20 protein-coding genes and 1 other RNA gene are annotated in these 20,586 nt (G+C 35.9%); 11 read left to right on the top strand and 10 right to left on the bottom strand.

The genetic code is table 11. From position 1 onward, the window contains the following. Positions 1-154 precede the first annotated feature (154 nt). The 3 genes from fsa to ffs all read right to left on the bottom strand — a co-directional run bounded on the left by fsa (position 155) and on the right by ffs (position 1,805). The gene (fsa, locus tag PGOND44_RS04510; RefSeq protein WP_003437199.1) at positions 155-808 is read right to left on the bottom strand and encodes a fructose-6-phosphate aldolase; all 654 of its coding nucleotides are present in this window, start codon (positions 806-808) and stop codon (positions 155-157) included. Between the two features lie 23 nt (positions 809-831). Further along, positions 832-1,635 carry an SDR family oxidoreductase gene (locus tag PGOND44_RS04505; protein WP_003437197.1) on the bottom strand — a complete coding sequence of 268 codons (804 nt, stop codon included), beginning with the start codon at positions 1,633-1,635 and terminating at the stop codon, positions 832-834. Positions 1,636-1,706: 71 nt separating this feature from the next. After that, positions 1,707-1,805: signal recognition particle sRNA small type (gene ffs, locus PGOND44_RS15235), an RNA gene on the bottom strand. An 87-nt stretch (positions 1,806-1,892) separates the two neighbouring features. Between ffs and PGOND44_RS04500 the strand changes: the two genes are divergently transcribed. Next, complete coding sequence (locus tag PGOND44_RS04500; protein ID WP_040555824.1) at positions 1,893-2,939, top strand: glutaminyl-peptide cyclotransferase; 1,047 nt, start codon at positions 1,893-1,895, stop codon at positions 2,937-2,939. A gap of 38 nt (positions 2,940-2,977) precedes the next feature. Next, positions 2,978-4,528, top strand: a complete 1,551-nt coding sequence (locus tag PGOND44_RS04495; protein ID WP_003437193.1) for a hypothetical protein — start codon at positions 2,978-2,980, stop codon at positions 4,526-4,528. 63 nt (positions 4,529-4,591) lie between these two features. Here the strand turns inward: PGOND44_RS04495 and PGOND44_RS04490 are convergent, their stop codons facing one another. Continuing rightward, positions 4,592-5,875 carry a serine hydroxymethyltransferase gene (locus tag PGOND44_RS04490; RefSeq protein WP_003437191.1) on the bottom strand — a complete coding sequence of 428 codons (1,284 nt, stop codon included), beginning with the start codon at positions 5,873-5,875 and terminating at the stop codon, positions 4,592-4,594. Between the two features lie 117 nt (positions 5,876-5,992). Here PGOND44_RS04490 and fahA point away from each other — a divergent pair, with 117 nt between their 5' ends. After that, positions 5,993-7,273: a fumarylacetoacetase gene (gene fahA, locus PGOND44_RS04485; protein WP_003437189.1), complete on the top strand. Its 1,281-nt coding sequence runs from the start codon at positions 5,993-5,995 to the stop codon at positions 7,271-7,273. 2 nt (positions 7,274-7,275) lie between these two features. On the opposite strand, the gene PGOND44_RS04480 is transcribed toward fahA, so the two are convergent. Both PGOND44_RS04480 and PGOND44_RS04475 read right to left on the bottom strand, forming a co-directional pair. Next, positions 7,276-7,692: a thiol-disulfide oxidoreductase DCC family protein gene (locus tag PGOND44_RS04480; protein ID WP_003437188.1), complete on the bottom strand. Its 417-nt coding sequence runs from the start codon at positions 7,690-7,692 to the stop codon at positions 7,276-7,278. After that, positions 7,689-9,863, bottom strand: coding sequence for an endonuclease MutS2 (locus tag PGOND44_RS04475; RefSeq protein ID WP_003437187.1), 2,175 nt, complete (start codon positions 9,861-9,863; stop codon positions 7,689-7,691). Before PGOND44_RS04475 ends, PGOND44_RS04480 begins: the two co-directional genes overlap by 4 nt. A 44-nt stretch (positions 9,864-9,907) precedes the next feature. Between PGOND44_RS04475 and ung the strand changes: the two genes are divergently transcribed. Beyond that, positions 9,908-10,573 (top strand): uracil-DNA glycosylase, encoded by a 666-nt coding sequence (ung, locus tag PGOND44_RS04470; protein WP_003437185.1) that lies wholly within the window; start codon positions 9,908-9,910, stop codon positions 10,571-10,573. Positions 10,574-10,842: 269 nt separating this feature from the next. Here ung and PGOND44_RS04460 read toward each other — a convergent pair whose 3' ends face one another. The 4 genes from PGOND44_RS04460 to PGOND44_RS04445 all read right to left on the bottom strand — a co-directional run bounded on the left by PGOND44_RS04460 (position 10,843) and on the right by PGOND44_RS04445 (position 14,037). After that, on the bottom strand, positions 10,843-11,688 hold the full coding sequence (locus PGOND44_RS04460) for a substrate-binding domain-containing protein (protein ID WP_040555798.1): 846 nt from the start codon (positions 11,686-11,688) through the stop codon (positions 10,843-10,845). 16 nt (positions 11,689-11,704) lie between these two features. Next, a complete protein-coding gene (locus PGOND44_RS04455) occupies positions 11,705-12,577 on the bottom strand; it encodes a nucleoside phosphorylase (RefSeq protein ID WP_003437178.1) in 873 nt (290 codons plus the stop codon). A 170-nt stretch (positions 12,578-12,747) separates the two neighbouring features. Beyond that, on the bottom strand, positions 12,748-13,083 hold the full coding sequence (locus tag PGOND44_RS04450; protein ID WP_003437175.1) for a translation initiation factor: 336 nt from the start codon (positions 13,081-13,083) through the stop codon (positions 12,748-12,750). A gap of 3 nt (positions 13,084-13,086) precedes the next feature. Then, complete coding sequence (locus PGOND44_RS04445) at positions 13,087-14,037, bottom strand: isopenicillin N synthase family dioxygenase (RefSeq protein WP_003437170.1); 951 nt, start codon at positions 14,035-14,037, stop codon at positions 13,087-13,089. A gap of 121 nt (positions 14,038-14,158) precedes the next feature. Here PGOND44_RS04445 and PGOND44_RS04440 point away from each other — a divergent pair, with 121 nt between their 5' ends. From PGOND44_RS04440 to PGOND44_RS04410, 7 genes are all read left to right on the top strand, one after another. After that, positions 14,159-16,135: an alpha-ketoacid dehydrogenase subunit alpha/beta gene (locus tag PGOND44_RS04440; protein ID WP_003437167.1), complete on the top strand. Its 1,977-nt coding sequence runs from the start codon at positions 14,159-14,161 to the stop codon at positions 16,133-16,135. 59 nt (positions 16,136-16,194) lie between these two features. After that, a complete protein-coding gene (locus PGOND44_RS15230) occupies positions 16,195-16,356 on the top strand; it encodes a DUF1328 domain-containing protein (protein ID WP_003437166.1) in 162 nt (53 codons plus the stop codon). An 85-nt stretch (positions 16,357-16,441) separates the two neighbouring features. Beyond that, complete coding sequence (locus tag PGOND44_RS04430; protein WP_003437165.1) at positions 16,442-16,915, top strand: lipocalin family protein; 474 nt, start codon at positions 16,442-16,444, stop codon at positions 16,913-16,915. 3 nt (positions 16,916-16,918) lie between these two features. Continuing rightward, complete coding sequence (locus PGOND44_RS04425) at positions 16,919-17,614, top strand: OmpA family protein (protein WP_003437163.1); 696 nt, start codon at positions 16,919-16,921, stop codon at positions 17,612-17,614. Positions 17,615-17,680: 66 nt separating this feature from the next. Then, positions 17,681-18,796: an NAD(P)/FAD-dependent oxidoreductase gene (locus tag PGOND44_RS04420; RefSeq protein ID WP_003437160.1), complete on the top strand. Its 1,116-nt coding sequence runs from the start codon at positions 17,681-17,683 to the stop codon at positions 18,794-18,796. Beyond that, positions 18,793-19,503, top strand: a complete 711-nt coding sequence (locus PGOND44_RS04415; RefSeq protein ID WP_003437157.1) for a methyltransferase domain-containing protein — start codon at positions 18,793-18,795, stop codon at positions 19,501-19,503. Before PGOND44_RS04420 ends, PGOND44_RS04415 begins: the two co-directional genes overlap by 4 nt. Continuing rightward, entirely contained in the window at positions 19,500-20,552 is a 1,053-nt protein-coding gene (locus PGOND44_RS04410; protein ID WP_003437155.1) for a type III polyketide synthase, read from the top strand. The genes PGOND44_RS04415 and PGOND44_RS04410 overlap by 4 nt, the downstream gene beginning before the upstream one ends. Positions 20,553-20,586 lie beyond the last annotated feature (34 nt).

Below are 20,586 nucleotides of genomic sequence, written 5' to 3'. Positions count from 1 at the left end.
AGCTGTCTAAAATCCTAAAATTTTGTCATTCTTTGACATTCAGAATTTATTTCAGAATCTCAATTAATTAAAATACTTTTATTGTCACCTTGAAACAAGTTAAAGGTGACAATAAAAGTATTTTACAGCTTCTTCGATAAAAATAAATAGAGTATTAGTTGTTTTTATTGTAGTCTGCCAAAAATTTCTCTAGACCACTATCGGTTAATGGGTGTTTCAAAAGTCCTTCAATAGAAGATAATGGACCCGTCATAACATCTGCACCAATTTTTGCGCAATCTATGATGTGCATGGTATGTCTTATGGAAGCAGCAAGAATTTGCGTTTCGAACATATAGTTGTCATAAATCAAACGAATTTCTTCAATCAAATTCAATCCATCTGTAGATATATCATCCAAGCGACCAATAAAAGGCGAAACGTAAGTAGCTCCAGCTTTTGCCGCTAGTAGAGCTTGACCTACGGAAAAGACTAAGGTACAATTGGTACGTATTCCTTTTTCGGAAAAGTATTTAATCGCTTTTATGCCTTCTTTTATCATAGGGATTTTTACAACGATTTGGTCATGCAGCTTTGCAAGAGCTTCTCCTTCTTTTACCATACCGTCAAAGTCTGTAGAAATAACTTCGGCACTTACATCACCATCTACGATTTCACAGATTTTGATATAGTGATTTTTGATGTTTTCCTCTCCAGTAATCCCTTCTTTTGCCATAAGCGAAGGATTGGTAGTGACGCCATCAAGAATACCTAGGTCTTGAGCTTCTTTTATCTGGTCGATATTTGCTGTGTCAATAAAAAATTTCATAAGAATACGTTTTAGTTACAAATTTACAGTTTATAGTGTTTAAGTAAGAGATTTTCAAAAACTTTATCAGGAAGAATATGTTTTAAAAATACTGAAATCTTCTGTGTGAAATCCCCTACTTTATAATGAATCTTTGGATTGGACTTTTGCATGATGCTGTAGATGCTCCTAGCCATAAGATTAGGATCTTTGCCCTCATCCACATGGGCATCCATAAGCTTTAAGCTTCGTTCGTAAACCTCTTTATAGGGAGAATCCTCTTTAATCGGGGCATGGTATCTGCCAGCAGCGATATTTGTAGCAAAATCTCCAGGGGCAACATTAGTCATTTTTATGCCGAAAGCCTTTAACTCCATTCGATAGGCTTCAGTGGTTAACTCTAAAGCCCCTTTGGAAGCTGAATAGAATCCGCGAAAAGGTAAGCCCATATGTCCAGCAATAGAAGTGATATTGATTATGAAGCCAGCTTGTCTAGCCCTCATATAAGGTAAAACAGTATTGATGACTCTAAGGGGGCCAAAATAATTGGTATCGAATATTTTTTTTTGTTCTTCCTCAGGAATTTCCTCTAAAGGTCCCGTAATACCTACTCCTGCATTGTTGATGAGGAAGTCTATTTTTTTTTCTTTTGAAATGATTGTACCAATGGCAGTTTGAATGCTTTCCAGATCGGTAACATCAAGTTTAAGAAAGTGAACCCCGTTTAATTCTGACTGTTTAGGATTTCTGCTGGTACCGTATACTTTGTAATTGAGTTTGGCTAAATATTCGCCTATAGATTTTCCAATTCCTGAAGAAGCTCCAGTGATCAATATTACGTTTTGCATTAAAATTTAATTTAGGCAAATATCTAACTTATAGTATTAAGAAAAAAATGAGAGAAAGTTTTGGAAATAAAAAAAGGCAAGCGACCTACATCACACCGCTACGACCATCTACCCTTGCTGCGTTCCCGCCCTGGGGGATTCGACAGGAGCTGGTTGTGTAGGACTTGCCGACTGCAAATATACAATCTTATTTAATTGCAACAAGGCGTTTTCTAGTCAAATTCCCTATTTTTACTGCATAATTTAATTTAATGGTGATGCGTATTTTTAATTCATTGGCAATCATATTTTTAGCCATAGTTTTCATGTCTTGTGATGAGGATTTGTCGAAAGACTTCAAAATTACTTTAGAAAAAGACGCCAAATCTTTTACTGATTCTGATTTGCTTAAGGGCAGTATTAAAGCTCTAAAAGATCACGAGGTGAGTTCCGTAGAGATTAAATTTCAAGATAAAATCATCTTGAATTCCACGAGTCTCGAAGCTTTTTCAGTGGATCTTTCAGAATTTAAACTAGGCAACCATGATCTAAAAGTGAATTTAAAAGTGAATGGAGAGAAGGTAGAACTTTCAAAATCTATAAAACTTTTGAGTAGTATTTCACCTAAACTTTACACTTATGAAATTGTAAACACCTATCCTCATGATATCTTGGCATACACTCAGGGTTTAGAGTTTCATGCAGATACTTTATATGAAAGTACTGGTCAACGTGGGGAATCGTCACTGAGAAAAGTGGATTATGAAACTGGTGAGGTTCTCAATAAAGTGGAGCTAGACCAGTTTTACTTTGGTGAGGGTTTGACTATTTTAAACAATAAAATTTACCAGCTTACCTGGCAATCTCAAGAAGGTCTTGTATACGATTTACAAACAATGGAGTTGCTTAATAAATTTGCTTACACGAACAGTAAAGAAGGTTGGGGACTTTGTAATAATGGAGAAAAACTATTTAAAAGTGATGGTACCGATAAAATTTGGATGTTGAATTCAGAAACTCTGGAAGAGGAAGGATATATTCAGCCTACTACCAATAAAACGATCCTTAATCAACTTAATGAATTAGAGTGGGTTGAGGATAAAATTTATGCTAATACTTACCAAAAAGATGGTGTAGTGATTATAAATCCTGATGATGGCGGAGTAGAAGGGGTGATTGATTTTAGAGGGCTTCGCGATAAAGTTAAACAGCATTCTAGACTCGATGTTTTAAATGGTATCGCCTATCATAAAAGCTCTAAACGACTTTTCGTAACCGGAAAAAATTGGGATAAGCTTTTTGAAGTTAAAATTATAAAGAAATAAACTATCACGCACAGCGTTATCTACCTTATATCGTTTTTATGAAACAAATTTGCTTTATTCTAGTAGCATTTGGTCTACTTTCAATAACTTCATGTCGAGATGATTTTGAAACAGAGCCTAGTTTTGGAAGTCTGGAATTTTCAAAAGACACGGTATATCTAGACACTGTCTTTACCGATATAGGCTCTAGTACTTATAGTTTCAAAGTGTATAACAGGAGTAGCCAGGATATTAATATCCCTAACATTCAACTTAACCAAGGCGAAAGTTCAAACTTTAGACTTAATGTAGATGGTGTTGCAGGGAAGTCGATTTCCAATATTAATGTTTTGGCAAAAGACAGTATTTTTGTGTTTGTAGAAGTGACAGCGGATATTCAAGATTTATCTCAAAATGAAGTGTCATTTTTATATTCAGATCAAATCAATTTCGACTCAGGAGCCAATTTGCAGCAAGTAGAACTTGTTACTCTTGTCCAAGATGCTATTTTTTTATTTCCGGAACGCTTCGAAGATGGATCTTCAGAAACCTTAACTTTAGGCATAGATGAAGAAGGAGAAGCTATCCAAATTGATGGATTTATCTTGGATGCAGAACATCTTACCTTTACCAACCAAAAACCATACGTTATCTATGGTTTTGCTGGAGTTCCCTCTGGTCAAACGCTTACAATTGAACCTGGGGCTAGAATCCATTTTCATAATAACAGCGGAATTATTGTAGCAAATAATGCTTCTGTACAGGCTGTAGGAGGCTTAAGTTCTGACCCCGAATTGCTAGAAAATGAAATTATTTTTGAAGGAGATCGGTTAGAACCAGAATTTTCCGACATTCCAGGACAATGGGCATCAATTTGGTTAACTGAAGGGAGTACAAACCATAACTTTGAATATGTGACTATTAAAAATTCTACAGTTGGAATTTTAATGGATTCCAATGATGGCTCAGCACAACCGACACTCAGCATTAAAAACACTCAAATTTATAATTCTGCAAACGTCGGCTTGTTAGCTAGAACCGGATTTATAGATGCAGAGAATTTGGTGATCAACAATAGCGGCCAAGCATCATTAAATTTGTCTCTTGGAGGACGTTATAATTTCCGCCATAGTACCTTTGCTAATTATTGGCAAAATAGCTTTCGTCAATTTCCCTCAGTCTTGATAGAGAACAATCTTCAGTCTGGAGAAACCTTATTTATTGCAGATTTAATAGAAGCTAATTTTACCAACTGCATTATTTATGGGAATGAGTCTATTGAACTTTTGTTTAATAAAGTAGAAGACGCTGCGTTTAATTATAATTTTAAAAATTGCTTAATTCGTTTCAATGATTTTAATAATCAATTTTCTGAAAATGAATTATACGATTTTGATAATACTTCCCTATTTGAAAATGTACTTTTGAATGAATCTCTACAATTTCTAGATGCTCAAAATAACCAATTAATCATCGGAGAGGAATCTGCAGCCAATAACCTGGGAGATCAAAATACTGCCAATCAGGTTCCGTTTGATATTTTGGGCGTGAATAGAACTCAGAATCCTGATTTGGGTGCGTATCAGAGTATTCAATTTGAAGAGGAATAAACAAAAAAAGCCACGTTATCAACGTAGCTTTTCTAGAACTCAAATTCGATTTTAGTAGACTTATTAGCTCTTTACAGCTTCAGCAAATAAAGGTTTTTGACTCATCATAGCGTGAACTTGTTCTTTTATCGACTCTAGATGTGATGTATTCTCATGATTAACGATAACATCATCGATAAGATCTACTATTTTAGACATTTCACTTTCCACCAAACCTCTAGTGGTTATGGCAGGGGTTCCAATTCTTATTCCTGAAGTAACAAATGGAGATTTATCGTCAAAGGGTACCATGTTTTTGTTGACTGTTATACCAGCAACGCCAAGAGCTTCTTCAGCTTGTTTGCCTGAAATATTTTTATTTCGCAGGTCGATAAGCATCATGTGATTATCGGTTCCGCCTGAGATGATTTTATAATCTTTGGCCATAAAAGCTTTTGCCATTGCCGAGGCATTTTTGATAACTTGTTTTTGGTATGTCACAAAATCTTCAGTAAGCGCTTCCCCAAAAGCTATTGCTTTAGCAGCGATAATATGTACTAAGGGGCCACCTTGATTCCCAGGAAAGACTGAGCTATCTAGTAAGCTAGACATTTTCTTTAAATTTCCATTTTTGAGTTTGAGACCAAATGGGTTTTCAAAATCTTTGCCCATTAAGATGATACCACCTCTAGGACCACGGATAGTTTTGTGAGTAGTTGACGTGATAATATGACAATGTTGTAGTGGGCTTTGCAAAAGTCCAGCAGCTATTAGACCGGCTGGGTGAGCCATATCGGCAAGCAAAACGGCATCAACTTCGTCGGCTATTTCTCTAAACCTTTTATAATCGATTTCTCTAGAATAGGCGGACGCGCCTGCTATAATCATTTTTGGTTTTTCCTTATGAGCCATTTCCCTCACCATATCATAGTCGATAAGTCCAGTCTCTTTATCTACACCGTAAAATACAGGACTGTATAGCTTTCCAGAAAAATTTACAGGAGAGCCGTGGGTAAGATGACCACCATGAGAAAGATCGAAACCAAGAATAGTATCTCCTGGATTTAAACACATGGAAAAAACAGCAGTGTTGGCTTGAGACCCAGAGTGTGGTTGAACATTAGCATACTCGGCACCAAATAACTTTTTAGCACGTTCTCTAGCCAGGTTTTCAACTTTATCTACGACTTCACATCCACCGTAATACCGTTTACCTGGATACCCTTCAGCATATTTATTGGTAAGTACAGACCCAGCGGCATCCATTACATCTTGACTTGCAAAATTTTCACTTGCAATCAATTCTAAACCATTAGTTTGTCTGTTTTTTTCTTCAAGAATCAAGTCTGAAATCGCTTTATCTTTCATCTTTACATTTTAAAGTTAAATATGGTCCAAATTTAATTATTTGGAACGGTTAATTCGCATAAAATAATATATTTGAAGGAAGATTTAAGATTAATTTCAACATACTAAAATCATACTATGTCTTTAAAAGCTAATGATCCTTCTCGAAAAACTTGGTTGGATCTCCCCGATAATACAGATTTCCCTATTCAGAATATTCCTTTTGGTGTTTTTCTTACCAGAGATGATATCATTACCATAGGAACGCGCATTGGTGATTATGCAATAGATCTAGGTGCTTTGCACCAACTTGGCTATTTTAAAGATATTCCATTGACAGATGATATTTTTTTGCAGGATACCTTAAATGATTTTATTGCAGATGGCAGAAAAACCTGGAGATCTGTCAGAAATCGAGTTGCAGAACTATTTGACGTTAATAATGATGAATTTAAGTCCAACGAAAAAGACAAAGAAACTGTCTTATTTACTTTGGATGAGATTGAAATGCAAATGCCCGTCCAAGTTGGAGATTATACAGATTTTTATTCTAGTAAGGAGCATGCTACCAATGTAGGTAAGATGTTTAGAGATCCAGAAAATGCTTTATTGCCTAACTGGCTCCATGCGCCAATCGGTTATCATGGTAGGAGTTCGTCTATAGTGCCAAGTGGAATTCCTATTCACAGGCCGCAAGGGCAAAAATTACCTAAAGGATCTGATGAGCCAATTTTTGGGCCCACCAGACAGTTAGACTTCGAATTAGAAATGGCATTTATTACCACGGATAGTAACCATTTGGGAGAACCAATACCAATAGAAGACGCTGAAAGCTATATTTTTGGTATGGTACTCTTCAACGACTGGAGTGCTAGAGATCTCCAAAAGTGGGAATACGTGCCTTTAGGACCATTTCTTGGCAAAAACTTTGGGTGCTCAATTTCTCCTTGGATCGTTACTTTAGACGCTTTAGAGCCTTTTAGAGTAGAGGGGCCTAAGCCTGTCAAGAAACTATTACCGTATTTACAAACCACCGATAAAAAAAGTTTTGATATCAATCTCTCAGTAGCAATTAAGCCAGAAAATTCTGATGAGATGGTTATTACAAAATCTAATTTCAAATATATGTATTGGAATATGAGCCAGCAGTTAGCTCACCATACGGTTAATGGATGTCCTGTGAATAGTGGTGATATGATGGCGAGTGGAACTATTTCTGGCCCCACACCAGATTCTTACGGCTCTATGCTTGAGTTGTCTTGGGGAGGTTCTAAAACAGTTAAATTAAATGGTGGTGAAGAACGCCGATATATTGAAGATAACGATACGGTAACCCTACGTGGATATTACCAGAATTACGAAGTTAGAATTGGTTTTGGTGAAGTCTCGACCAAGATTTTGCCAGTTTTCAAATCCTAGTTTTAAGTATCTAGAAACCTGGTCTGTTCTTCTTTTGAAGGCATAGGGCAGGTTTCTGTTTTTCCAAACCATTGGTACCGATTCTTAGCTATATAATCGTAAACTAAATTTCTAAAACCTTCGGGAATAAATAAAAAGATGCTCAAGGCAGGATATAGTCCATTTAGATCCTTACAAATTTCGAGGGCAGCCGTTGATTTAATATAATAAGCATGTCCTGGATCTATTAAAATGATGGAATCCACCTTAGAGGAATCAATACCCCTTTCTTCTGTCATTTTTTTGCCGAGATCACTTTGAAGAGAGGCAAACCTATACAGGTCTTTTTTATCTCTTCTCATTATAAAGCGTACAGAAGCGTTGCAGAAATTGCAAACACCATCAAACAAGACTATTTTTTTATCTTCTGGTAGGTTCATTTGGCTCGTTTTACAAGTTCAATTTGATTATCGGAGACACTGGTCGTAAACATTCCATAATTGATGACTACCTTTCCTTTTTCAAATTTATCGATAGTACCAACCGCACGCCCATCTTGTAGTCTAACAGAATCCCCTTTTTTGAAGATAGGTTTTGCAGAAGTTTTCGAAGCATTTTCTTCCTCTTTAGTTTTCTCTTTTTTCTTCTTTTGCCTTATTTTTTCAACCTTTTCTTGTGCTTCTTCCTTGACCTTATGCTCCTTTTGCTTTTGGATTTTTTCGTCTTTCCGGGTCTGTTTGATTCTCTTGGAATTTTCCTTTTCTACGACTTTTAAAATATTGGAATAAAGCAGTTTCTTATCTTTATTATTGAAGTACTGTAGTCCAATTTTATCGATCTTCTCTCCGATACCAATCATACGTTGATTACTATCGTAAAGTTCTTGATAACTTTCTAGCTTCTGCTGGATTTTAGAATTAATTTCATCGAGTTTTTCCTGTTCTTTCTGGGTTTCGGTGGTTTTAGATTTTAATTCTGAATTTGTTTTAGCCAGTTTAGAACGTTCCATTTGTAGCTTAGCGATACTTTTATCGAACCTGATTTTACCTCGCTCGACTTTCTTTTTAGCCCGATTAATCAAACTGAAGGGGATTCCATTTTTTTGAGCAACTTCAAAGGTGAAAGAACTTCCTGCTTCTCCTAGCTTCAGCTCAAATAAGGGTTCCATAGTATAGCTATCAAAAGCCATATTAGCATTTACGATTTCAGGATTCTCATTGGCCATCATTTTAAGGTTGGCATAATGGGTTGTAATAATACCGTAGGCTTTTTTCTCATGAAAGACCTCCAAAAAGGTTTCAGCTATGGCACCACCAAGTTCAGGATCGGATCCAGTACCAAATTCATCGATTAAAAATAAAGTTTTATCATCACAGACTTTTAAAAACTTCTTCATGTTTTTCAGCCTATAGCTGTAAGTACTTAAATGGTTTTCAATACTTTGGTTATCACCAATATCGGTAAGGATTTTATCGAAAAAGCAAATCCTAGAGTATTCGTGAACCGGAATGAGCATACCAGATTGGAGCATGATCTGGACTAAGCCAATGGTTTTGAGCGTTATACTTTTTCCTCCTGCATTAGGGCCAGAAATCACGATAATTTGTTGAGAATCGTTTAAAGTGATGTCTTGTGGATAGGTTTTTTTTCCGGTTTTGTTATGATTGATCAATAATAAAGGATGATAAGCATCTTTTAAAAAGATTTCCTTATCTGTGGTTATTTTCGGAAGTAATCCATCATACAACTCTGCATATTTCACTTTAGCGGAAACAAGGTCAATCTCACTTAGATAATTTTGATACTCCTTCAGTAAATCTATGTAAGGTCTTAAGAAGTTTGTTAAGGCTTTTAAAATCTTATTGACTTCCTCTTTTTCTTCATATTCAGCTTCATCTAGTTCTCTTTCAGAATTTTGTGTTTCTTCAGGTTGGATGTAAACAATATTTCCAGATTTTGAACTCCCTAGCATAGCTCCTTTTACTTTGCGCTTGTGCATGGCTGTTACTGCAAGTACACGTACATTATCTACTATGGTTTCTTTTATATCATCTAGGTAACCATAGCTAATATATTTTGATAAGGCTTTAGAAAAACTAGAGTTGATTTTACCCTTAGCAACGTTTATAGTCTTTCTAATTCTAAAAAGTTCTGGAGTGGCATCATTTTTAACATCTCCAAATTTGTCGATAATCCGTCTTATCTCATCTACAATATCAGTTGTATATTCTATAGGTTGAGTAGATCTGAAAAGATTAGGGTATAGTTCTTTATACTTCTGAAAGTATTTTAAGTGAATATTCGTGGTCTCAGATAAATTTAAAATTTTTCTAAAGCCGTTGAGTTCCATCACCGACCCTTCAATGTGTAAAAGTTTTACGGCCTCATCTACACTTTCAAAGCCATGGTTGGGGATAGGTTTTTCCTGAAGTGCTGAAGATTTGTATTCTTCAGTCTGTTGCAGGTGAAAATAGATGGACTTATAAGAGGTATAGGGTTTTAGGTCGAGAGCTTTTTGCTGTCCCTTTTCGGTGATACAATAGGTGCTCAACTGTCCACAAATTGTTGGAAATTCTAAATCTATTAAGGATTTTTCGCTAATGTTTATCATACTAAAATTCTACATTCGTAGTCTCGCAAAAATACGCATAATATATGGAGGTAAAGATTGAAGCAAATTGGAAAAAAATCTTAAAAGATGAGTTTAATAAACCTTATTTCAAGTCCCTTATAACTTTCATAAAGACTGAATATAAAAACTATACCTGTTATCCTAAAGGGGCAGATATTTTCAATGCCTTCGAGTTTTGCCCATTCGAAAAGACCAAAGTGGTGATTTTGGGACAGGATCCTTATCATGGTCCGGAGCAGGCTCATGGCTTATCGTTTTCTGTCCCTAAAGGAATATCGGCTCCTCCTTCCCTTATCAATATCTACAAAGAATTGAAAGAAGATCTAAATATAGAAATCCCAGAGCATGGTAATTTAGAATCTTGGGCTAAACAAGGAGTCTTACTACTCAATGCTACTTTAACCGTTAGAGCGCACGAGGCAGGGAGTCATCAAAATAAAGGCTGGGAGATTTTTACAGACGAAGTGATCAGAAAATTATCTTCAGAAAGGGAAGGAATAGTCTTCTTACTTTGGGGTGGTTATGCTAAGAAGAAATCGAAATTAATCAACCCGGTAAAGCATCATATTCTAACTTCCGGTCACCCTTCACCATTAAGCGCAAATAGAGGCTATTGGTTTGGCAACAAACATTTCAGTGAAACGAATACGATTTTAGTTAAACAAAATACTTCCCCAGTAAACTGGTAATTCTCTATTTATCAGCAAGTACAGGGTCTGAGGCAGTTGTTTCTTTAGACCAGACTTTTGGAGTATTGATTTTTATATTCTTTTTCAAAAGTTTCTTCTTCGATTTTTTAGAAACAAAATCAGGACAATCGCAGCTGAATTTGAGTAGTGCTAAATTGATTAGTAATAGAGAGATAAGTATAATCAAATAAATCATAAGTAATTTTTGGTTTCAGGATAAAGCTTTATCCTTTAATATAGATGCTAAATAATAGGATTGGTTGCGTGGATCAATAAATAATTTCAGAATAAGTTTTTCCCTTTGAAATCAGCCCCAGGTCAATTAATTTTTTTTGAGTGATAAAAACATCATCTTCAGAAATTTGTTTTTGGCTCCATTCCGTTATGGAAAGCCACTGTTTAACATCTTCAATTTTAAGTTGATAGCGTTTTGAAACTAAGTCCTCAATGTTTTCAATTGTTTTAAAAGCTTTGCTTTTCTGGTTAAGCGGTTTTAAAATAGCAGGAATAACTTCAGAATTATTTTTTATAAATGTTTCAGTGGTTACAATTACAAAACACGGCCAAGGTGAAGGGACATCATCTATTCTTCTAAAGATTCCTTTATCTACTAAAGGTTTGGTCGTGAAGTGTTCCCATAAAAAATAATCTGATGTCCCTTCAGTAAGAGATTCTACTGCACCATTTAAATTTTTAATGATTTTAAAATCCAAATGTTTTGTATCCCAGTTATTATTATTGCTATTCACATACGTCATAAGGTGCGATCCAGATCCGTAACGACTTATAGCAGCGGTCTTACCTCTTAAATCCTTCATAACATGGTGCTTGGAGTTAGCATCAACATGAATGCCCCACATAAGGGGAGTCTGCACATAACTTTGTAAAATCTTGAATGGGTTGCCTTCGCAGATTTCTTTTATGGAACCTTCCGTAAGCATAACGGCAACATCAACATCATCATTTTTAAGAGCTTCACTCATTTCTCCTGTTCCGCCATGAAAATCTGTCCAAGTGAGGTTTATATCATGCGATTCGAATTCTTTATTTTCGATGCATAAATGCCACGGTAGATTAAAATGTTCTGGGACACCACCCACTCTAATGTGTTTCATCTTATTACTCATCATCTTAAAGCTTAGATAATTTGTCTAGGGTGAAACGAATAAGAGAATCTACAGACGCTTTGGGGTCTTTACTAAATCCGCCTGTTGCTCTATTGGCAATGATGGCGTTCATGGATAAAGCTCTATGGCCAAGAAGTTTGGCTAAACTGTAAATTGCACTGGTTTCCATCTCCAGGTTAGTTATGCTATGATTTTCATATCTAAAGGATACGAGTTGGTCTATAAAATCTGGATCTTCTAGCTGAAGACGTAAAGTTCTTCCTTGGGGTCCATAAAAGCCTAAATTCGTTCCTGTATATCCAAGGACAACATTTGACTCTTTAAGGAAATGGTCGATGAGAGTCTGATCTGCGTCAACGATGTAAGGTTGAGGTTTTTTTGGTGAAACCTTTAGATGATCGCATAAAGCTTTTGTCGCCTCTACATTGGTCACATCGTTTTTATAATAATGCAGCAAGCCATCAAATCCAACACTAGCTTCACTCATCACAAATTTATCTAAGTCTACGAAAGGCTGAATCCCACCAGACGTTCCTATCCTTACAATAGTTAGCTTCTGATGATTCTTTTTAAGTTCCCTAGTTTTTAAATCGATATTAACTAAGGCATCTAGTTCATTAAGAACAATATCTATGTTATCAATACCAATTCCTGTAGAGATGACAGTGATTTTTTTGCCTTTATAAAATCCAGTTTGAGTTTTGAACTCTCTCTTTTGAGTTTCAAAAATAATCTCATCAAAATAGGAGGTTACTTTTGCAACCCGTTCTTGATCTCCCACGGTGATAATGGTATGGGCAATATCCTCTGGTTTTAAATTGAGGTGATAGAGGCTACCGTCTGGATTTAAGATTAATTCTGATGATGCTATAGGCATATTAATTGTTTTGATGGATTGGGATGAACTTCCAATCCAAATGTTTTATTTAAAATATTGAAATTGATCTAGACAAACAATAGATTCTTGATGTAGAAACTAGACTTGTTTTTTGAGGTCAATTCACTTAATAGGATTTTGATTTAGGCTATAAGATTCCTAGGTTGAAACTAGCCTCCAACGCGCTTTACATTGAAACCGATATCTTTTAGGATTTGCATGATTTGATCTCGGTAATCTCCCTGAATGATGATGACCTCCTCTTTATGACTCCCTCCAACACCAATCTCTTTTTTTAAAACTTTGGTGAGGTTTTGGAAATCTTTCTTTGCTCCAGAATAGCCTTTTATCAAGGTGTTTGCTTTCCCTTTTCTTTTAGAATATTCGCAAATAAGAGGATCGTCTTGAAGCCAAATATCCAACTCTTCACTTTTGGATGGAGGTTGACTGTTCTCCTGAGATTCGTGATCTGGAAATAAATCCTTTAATTGATCTTTAAGATCCATAATTTATTTTTTAATAAGGCCAATTTCTATTAAGCGCTGAGTTAGAAATTCGCCTGCGGTAATATCTTCATACTGTTTTGGGTTGTCTTCAGAACTACATTCTTCCAAACAGTCTAGAGGCATTTCACTTCTAGGATGTAAGAAGAATGGAATTGAATATCTTGGTTTATCCCACTCTTTTTTAGGAGGATTGGTCACTCTATGTATAGTGGACTTGAGTTTATTATTGGTGTGCCTTTCCAGCATATCTCCTACGTTGATAACCAACTCATCTTGTTTGGGAATCGCATCAATCCATTCGCCATCTTTTCTTTTTACTTGCAAGCCACCAGCAGAGGCACCCATAAGCAAAGTAATGAGATTGATATCTCCATGAGCACCTGCCCTTACGGCCCCTTTTGGTTCGGTTTTAATAGGCGGATAGTGGATAGGACGAAGTATGGAGTTTCCGTTGCTTGCCCAGTGGTCAAAATAAAACTCATCTAACCCAATGTATAAGGCTAAAGCTCTTAGAACATAAATTCCAGTCTTTTCCAACATTTTATAAGCTTGCATACCTACCTTATTAAACTGAGGTAATTCTTCAACGTTTATGTTTGCTGGATATTCTTCAGTTAGATTTGCATTCTCAGCTGGTTCTTGCCCAAAGTGCCAAAACTCTTTAAGATCTCCCTCTTTTTTGCCTTTAGCATGCTCTTTTCCAAAGGAAACATATCCGCGTTGTCCCCCCAAATCCTCACGCTCATACTTCTTTTTTGCATCCTCAGAAAGTTCAAAAAAGGCTTTTACTTGAGAGTAAAGTTCTTCTACCAATTTTTCATCTAAAAAATGATGATTTAAAGCTACAAAACCTATTTCTTCGTAGGCGGAGCCAATTTCATTGACGAATTTTTGTTTTCTTTTTGGGTCATCAGATAAAAAATCTGATAGATTTACACTGGGTATATTGGTCATAGACATACGTGGAAATTTTAGAAATACAAATTTAATGAATTTTATTCAACAAGAATTTTCAGATTCCTATTAATTATGAATTATCATTATGATAAATTTGAAAACTTACAAAACAACACCTATGGATTTTAAACATCACTCTCTTTCCAGAGAAAATCATATTGATCTTTATCGCAGTTTGCTAAAGCCACGACTTATAGAGGAAAAAATGTTAATACTCTTAAGGCAAGGAAAAATATCGAAATGGTTTTCTGGCATTGGTCAAGAAGCTATTGCTATAGGGGTCACCAAGGCTTTAAATAAAGAAGAATATATCTTACCCATGCATAGGAATTTAGGGGTGTTTACGGAGAGAGGGATTCCTTTGTATCGTTTATTTTCTCAATGGCAGGGAAAGTCAAATGGCTTTACAAAAGGCCGAGATCGAAGTTTTCATTTTGGTACTCAAGAGTATAAAATTATTGGTATGATTTCTCACTTAGGCCCACAACTTGGTGTAGCAGACGGTATTGCTTTAGCGCATAAGTTAAAGAATGAAAAAGCTGTAACTGCAGTGTTTACTGGAGAAGGAGGAACTAGTGAAGGCGATTTTCACGAAGCTCTTAATATAGCTTCTGTTTGGCAATTGCCTGTTTTGTTTTGCGTAGAAAATAACGGCTACGGGCTTTCAACTCCTGTATCCGAACAGTTCAACTGTGAACATATTGCAGATAAAGGTAAGGGCTACGGTATGGAATCTCATATTATAGAGGGCAATAATATTGTAGAAGTCTTCACTAAAATGAAAGAAATTGCTGAAGAGGTTAGAGAGAATCCTAGACCTGTTTTGATTGAGTTTAAAACCTTTAGAAGGAGAGGGCACGAAGAAGCTAGTGGTACTAAATATGTTCCGGAGGAATTGATGGACTATTGGGAAAAACAAGATCCAGTTGAAAATTATGAACTGTTCTTGCTTGAATCTGAATTTATAACCAGAGAAGAGATTTCAAAATTTAAATCTGACATAAAATCAGAAATCAATGAACATCTGAAGAGAACCAACAAAGAGCCTAGCATTGAGCCAGATGAAAAGCTAGAATTAGAGGATGTATACCAGCAGTTCACTCTCGATGAGCATCAAAAACCTTCTCATAAAATTGAAATGCGATTTATTGATGCTATTTCGAAAGGCCTCGAGCAGAGTATGGAGAAATACAAGACGATGGTTATTATGGGCCAAGATATAGCTGAATATGGAGGGGTTTTTAAAATTACGGATGGCTTTGTCGAAAAGTTTGGAAAGGATAGAGTAAGAAACACCCCAATATGCGAGTCTGCTATTGTCTCGGCGGCTATGGGACTATCCATACAAGATATAAAATCTGTAGTTGAAATGCAGTTTAGTGATTTTGTGACTTCTGGTTTCAATCCAATTGCGAATTATCTGGCAAAAGTTCACTACAGATGGGGTCAAAAAGCAGATGTTGTTATTCGTATGCCCTGTGGGGCAGGAGTAGGAGCGGGGCCATTTCATAGTCAAACCAACGAAGCTTGGTTTACAAAGATTCCTGGTCTTAAAGTGGTTTATCCGTCTTCGCCACAAGATGCAAAAGGTCTTTTGGCAGCAGCTATAGAAGACCCAAACCCAGTTCTCTTTTTTGAGCATAAAGCCTTATATAGAAGCATAAGAGAAGATGTATATGAAGATTATTTCTCTATTGAAATTGGGAAAGCTAACCTCTTAAAAGAAGGCAAGGGTATTACAGTAATTACTTTTGGCGCTGCAGTTCATTGGGCTTTAGAAGTTTTAGAACGTTGTCCAGAGATTTCTGCTGAGGTTTTGGATCTAAGAAGTTTATCCCCCCTAGATGAAACCGCTATTTTTACTTCAGTAAAGAAAACTGGGAAAGTAATTATACTCCAAGAAGACTCTTTGTTTGGAGGAATTGCTTCCGATATCTCCGCACTTATTTCAGAACATTGCTTTGAATATCTAGATGCACCAATAAAAAGAGTTGCTAGTTTATCCACACCTATCCCATTTGCCAAAGAATTAGAGGACCAATATTTAGCAAAACTGAAATTTGAAAACGAACTCAAAAGATTAAATAACTATTAAAATAATCCTAACGTCATAATTTTTTATTATATTGATAGACCAACCAAAAACCTTAAATTATGATACGATGGATTATTGCCTTTCTAGTTATTGCACTTATAGCTGCTGTGCTTGGCTTTGGAGGAATTGCGGAAGGCGCCGCTGAAATTGCCAAAATCATTTTTTACATTTTTATAGTCTTATTTGTTATTTCCATTATTGGAAGATTATTTAGGAAGTAATCAATATCTAGTTTAAATCCATAAGTTTGTTTTTAAAATGGCTTATGGATTTTTTTATTACATTTTTGAATTAATTAAATAACTTATGAAATATATTACGATTATTGCTTTGTCGCTGCTACTAACCTCATGTGGCTCTGCTTATTTAGCAAACAAAGTTGAAAGACAATTGAAAGGAGATTGGGTTTTAGAAGAAGTTAGCTTCCCCAATTCATCTGGATTTTTTGATACTGCTATTTTCAATTTAGCAGAAGTCACTTGTTTTGAAAATTCACAATGGAGTTTCGTTTCAAATAACGCAACAGGCGATTTTATTTTGGACGGCAATGCATGTGATAAACAAGAACAGAATTTCGTGTGGTATATCGATAAACAAACTGTTGAGAGTTCTACCCCAGAAATGTTATTCAAAATCACCACAAACCAAAAGGCTAAAGCGGTGGATGAAGGGAGTAGAGTAAGCATTAAATCTTTGTTAGAAGACCAAATGGTGTGGCAACAAAAAGTTACCTTAGAAAATAAAGAAGTCATTATTGAAATGACATTTGTAAAACAATAAATTATGAAATTAAAAACAAACAAAATACTAGGACTATTATTAGCCATTGCTTTTTTATTTAGCTCTTGTGAAGCGGTTAAAAATACTAATAAGACTCAAAGAGGTGGAGCTGCAGGAGCTGCCGGTGGAGCTGTAATTGGCGGAGTTATTGGTAATAACACAGGAGACGGTGATAATTCTGTTCTTGGCGCTATTATAGGAGGGGTTGTTGGTGGCGCTGCTGGTGCTTATATCGGTAATAGAATGGACAAGCAAGCTAAAGATATTGATCAAGAAATACCTGGAGCAGAAGTCACAAGAGTAGGAGAAGGAATTAATGTGACTTTCGACGAAAATTCAGGGGTCTATTTTGCTACTGAAAAATCTAATATTGCTGGGGAATCTGAAATTTCTCTTTTGAAATTGATCGGCATTTTTCAAAAGTATCCTAAAACAAATATTATTGTAGAAGGCCATACCGATTCTACAGGGAGTGATTCTTATAATATGGACTTATCCAAAAGAAGAGCTCAATCAGTCACCGACTACTTAAGTAGTAATGGGATATCTACTTCAAGGATCAATACCAATTGGTATGGAGAAGAGCAGCCTAAGTTTGATAATACTACTCCAGAAGGTCGGTCTAAAAATCGAAGAGTAGAACTCGCCATTGTAGCCAGTGAAGAGTTAAAAGATGAAGCAAGACAAAAAGCTCAATAAGCTTTAAGAAGTCACAAGAAAATCCTAAATCAACTTTAGGATTTTTTTTATGCCTAAATTTCAAGAATGAACATATATGATGTCATTATAGTTGGTGGTGGTCTTGCGGGGCTCACCTCTGCAATAGATTTATCTAAGGATGGTTTGCGAGTTCTGCTCGTAGAAAAAGACAACTATCCAAAACATAAAGTTTGTGGAGAATATGTTTCCAACGAAGTGCTTCCCTACTTAAATCGCTTGGGAGTCAACTTTGAAACGACTCCGCCAGATCATATTAACCGCCTTCAATTGAGCGACAGAAAAGGCCAACTTGTTGAAATAAAACTACCACTCGGAGGCTTTGGTATTTCAAGGTATGCTTTCGATCATCTCTTGTTTAAAAAAGCGAAAGCCAATGGAGTTGATTTCGTTTTTGAAACGGTAACTGATATTGAATTTATCGATGACCGCTTTATTATCAAAACTGCACAACAAACCTTTATGTCTATCCTAGCGATTGGGAGTTATGGGAAGCGCTCCAACATAGATAAAAAGATGGATAGATCTTTCATTACTCAAAAAACCCCTTGGATTGGGATAAAAGCTCACTATACATCAACTGATTTTCCTGAAGGTTTAGTTCAATTGCATAATTTTGAGGGCGGGTATTGTGGATTATCAAAAACAGAAACTGGGTCAGTCAATTTTTGTTATCTCGCTCATTACGATACCTTTAAAAAAGCAAAATCAATTGAAGATTTTAACCAGAAAATCTTATCGCAAAACCCCTATCTGAAATCTTTTTTAGAGAATTCTGAAATGGATTTCGAAAAGCATCTAGCCATTTCTCAAGTCTCTTTTCAAAATAAAAAGGCTGTAGAACAGCATATGCTTATGGCAGGAGATTCTGCAGGGCTCATTCATCCTTTGTGTGGAAATGGTATGGCAATGGCTATACATTCTGCCAAGTTAGTTTCTAATGAAATAAAGAGCTATTTCGAACATAAAGATCGAGATAAACTGGAAGCGAATTATTCGCGTATTTGGAAGAAAACCTTTCAAAAAAGACTTATTTTCGGGTCTATTTTTCAAAAGATATTATTGCAACCTCAACTCACCCGTTATGGAATGTGGATGGTTTTAAAATCACCCTTTTTGCTAAAAAAAATGATTCAGCAAACCCACGGAAAGCCAATTCAATGAGTACTATTTCAACCAAAAAAAGAAGTAAGCAAGAAGAAATCATGGATGGTTTCGATTTTAAGGGAGAAGATCTTAAGCACGTCCTTGCTACAATAGATAGAATCAATACACAACTTGGGGGACACAGAGCAACTATTGAGGGAATTAAAACATTACTGAAAGATAGAAATCAAAAACATTTAGTCATAGCGGATCTAGGCTGTGGAAGTGGAGATGCTTTACGCCATATTTCCAAATGGGCAAAATCACAAGATTTCAACCTTCAACTTATAGGCATAGATGCCAATCCACATACTATTGAGATTGCAAGAGAATTGTCTGTAGATTATAAGAATATCTCTTATCGGGTCATTGATGTGTTTAGTGAGGACTTTGAGTATTTCCAAGCTGATATTATCACGTGCTGCTTAACTCTTCATCATTTTGAAGATCAATTTATAGAAAAACTGCTCCCCGTACTTGAAAAAAAAACAAAATACGGCGTGCTTATTAACGATTTACATAGACATAAATTAGCCTATCAACTTTTTAAACTCTATTGTCTAGTCTTTGTAAATTCAGATATTGCAAGGAAAGATGGATTAACCTCCATCTTAAGAGGCTTTAAGGCAAAAGATTTTGAAACTTACGCCAAAAATTTAAACCTAAAACACCACATCAAATGGTATTGGGCTTTCCGATACCAGTGGATTATTTATAGCTCATGAGTGTTAAGATAGAAACGGTTGCTACCCAGAATCCAGAATATTTTAAGGAAACAAAAGATATTATTCCTTTTGTAGAGACTTGGTTGGCAGATGAAGACGAAAGATTTCAACGAAAGGTCATCAAAATATTTGAAGGCGCTCAAGTAGATAAACGCTACTCGATCATGAATCCTGAAGAGGTTTTTATAGCGACTTCTTTTGAGGATAAAAATAGAATCTACGTGCGTGAAGCGAAGAAACTTGGTAAAAAGGTTTTAGAAAAGGCCTTAAAACAAGCCGACTGGTCGCCAGAAAGTTTGGACTATATCATTACAGTAAGCTGCACTGGGATTATGATCCCATCCTTAGATGCCTACTTGATTAATGATTTGGAATTACGGCAAGATATCGTAAGACTTCCCGTAACCGAGATGGGTTGTGCCGCTGGAATTTCGGGAATGATTTATGCCAAGCAATTTCTGCAAGCCAATCCCAATAAGAGAGCTGCTATTGTATCTTTTGAAGCGCCAACTGCCACGTTTCAACTCAATGACTTGTCTATGGCCAATATGGTAAGTTCTGCCATCTTTGGCGATGGTTCTGCCTGTGTGCTCATGTCTTCAGAAGAGGCTTGTAAAGGTCCGGAAATCATAGATGAATCTATGTATCATTTTTATAACGATACCCATATGATGGGTTTCGACTTGACTAATTCTGGTCTAAAAATGATCTTAGATATAGATGTACCAGAAAAAATAAGCGATCATTTTCCAGATATTATTCACCCTTTTCTTAAAGCTAACGATACAAAAATAGAAGACATCAATCATCTTATTTTTCATCCCGGCGGCAAGAAAATAATTAATACAGTAGAAGCTTTGTTTGGTGCTATGGGCAAAAACATAGATGATACCAAAGAAGTGCTTCGGCTTTTTGGGAATATGAGTAGTGCTACAGTTCTCTATGTTTTAGAAAGAATGCTAAAGAAAGATATGAAAAAAGGAGAAAAGGGACTAATGCTAAGTTTTGGGCCTGGATTTTCTGCACAAAGAATTTTGCTTCAATGGTAAAGTAAATTTTCTTCTGAATTTGATATGAACTCAT

Source organism: Psychroflexus gondwanensis ACAM 44, from assembly GCF_000355905.1.
Taxonomy (GTDB): domain Bacteria; phylum Bacteroidota; class Bacteroidia; order Flavobacteriales; family Flavobacteriaceae; genus Psychroflexus; species Psychroflexus gondwanensis.
This window is presented reverse-complemented; position numbering and strand designations above follow the sequence as displayed.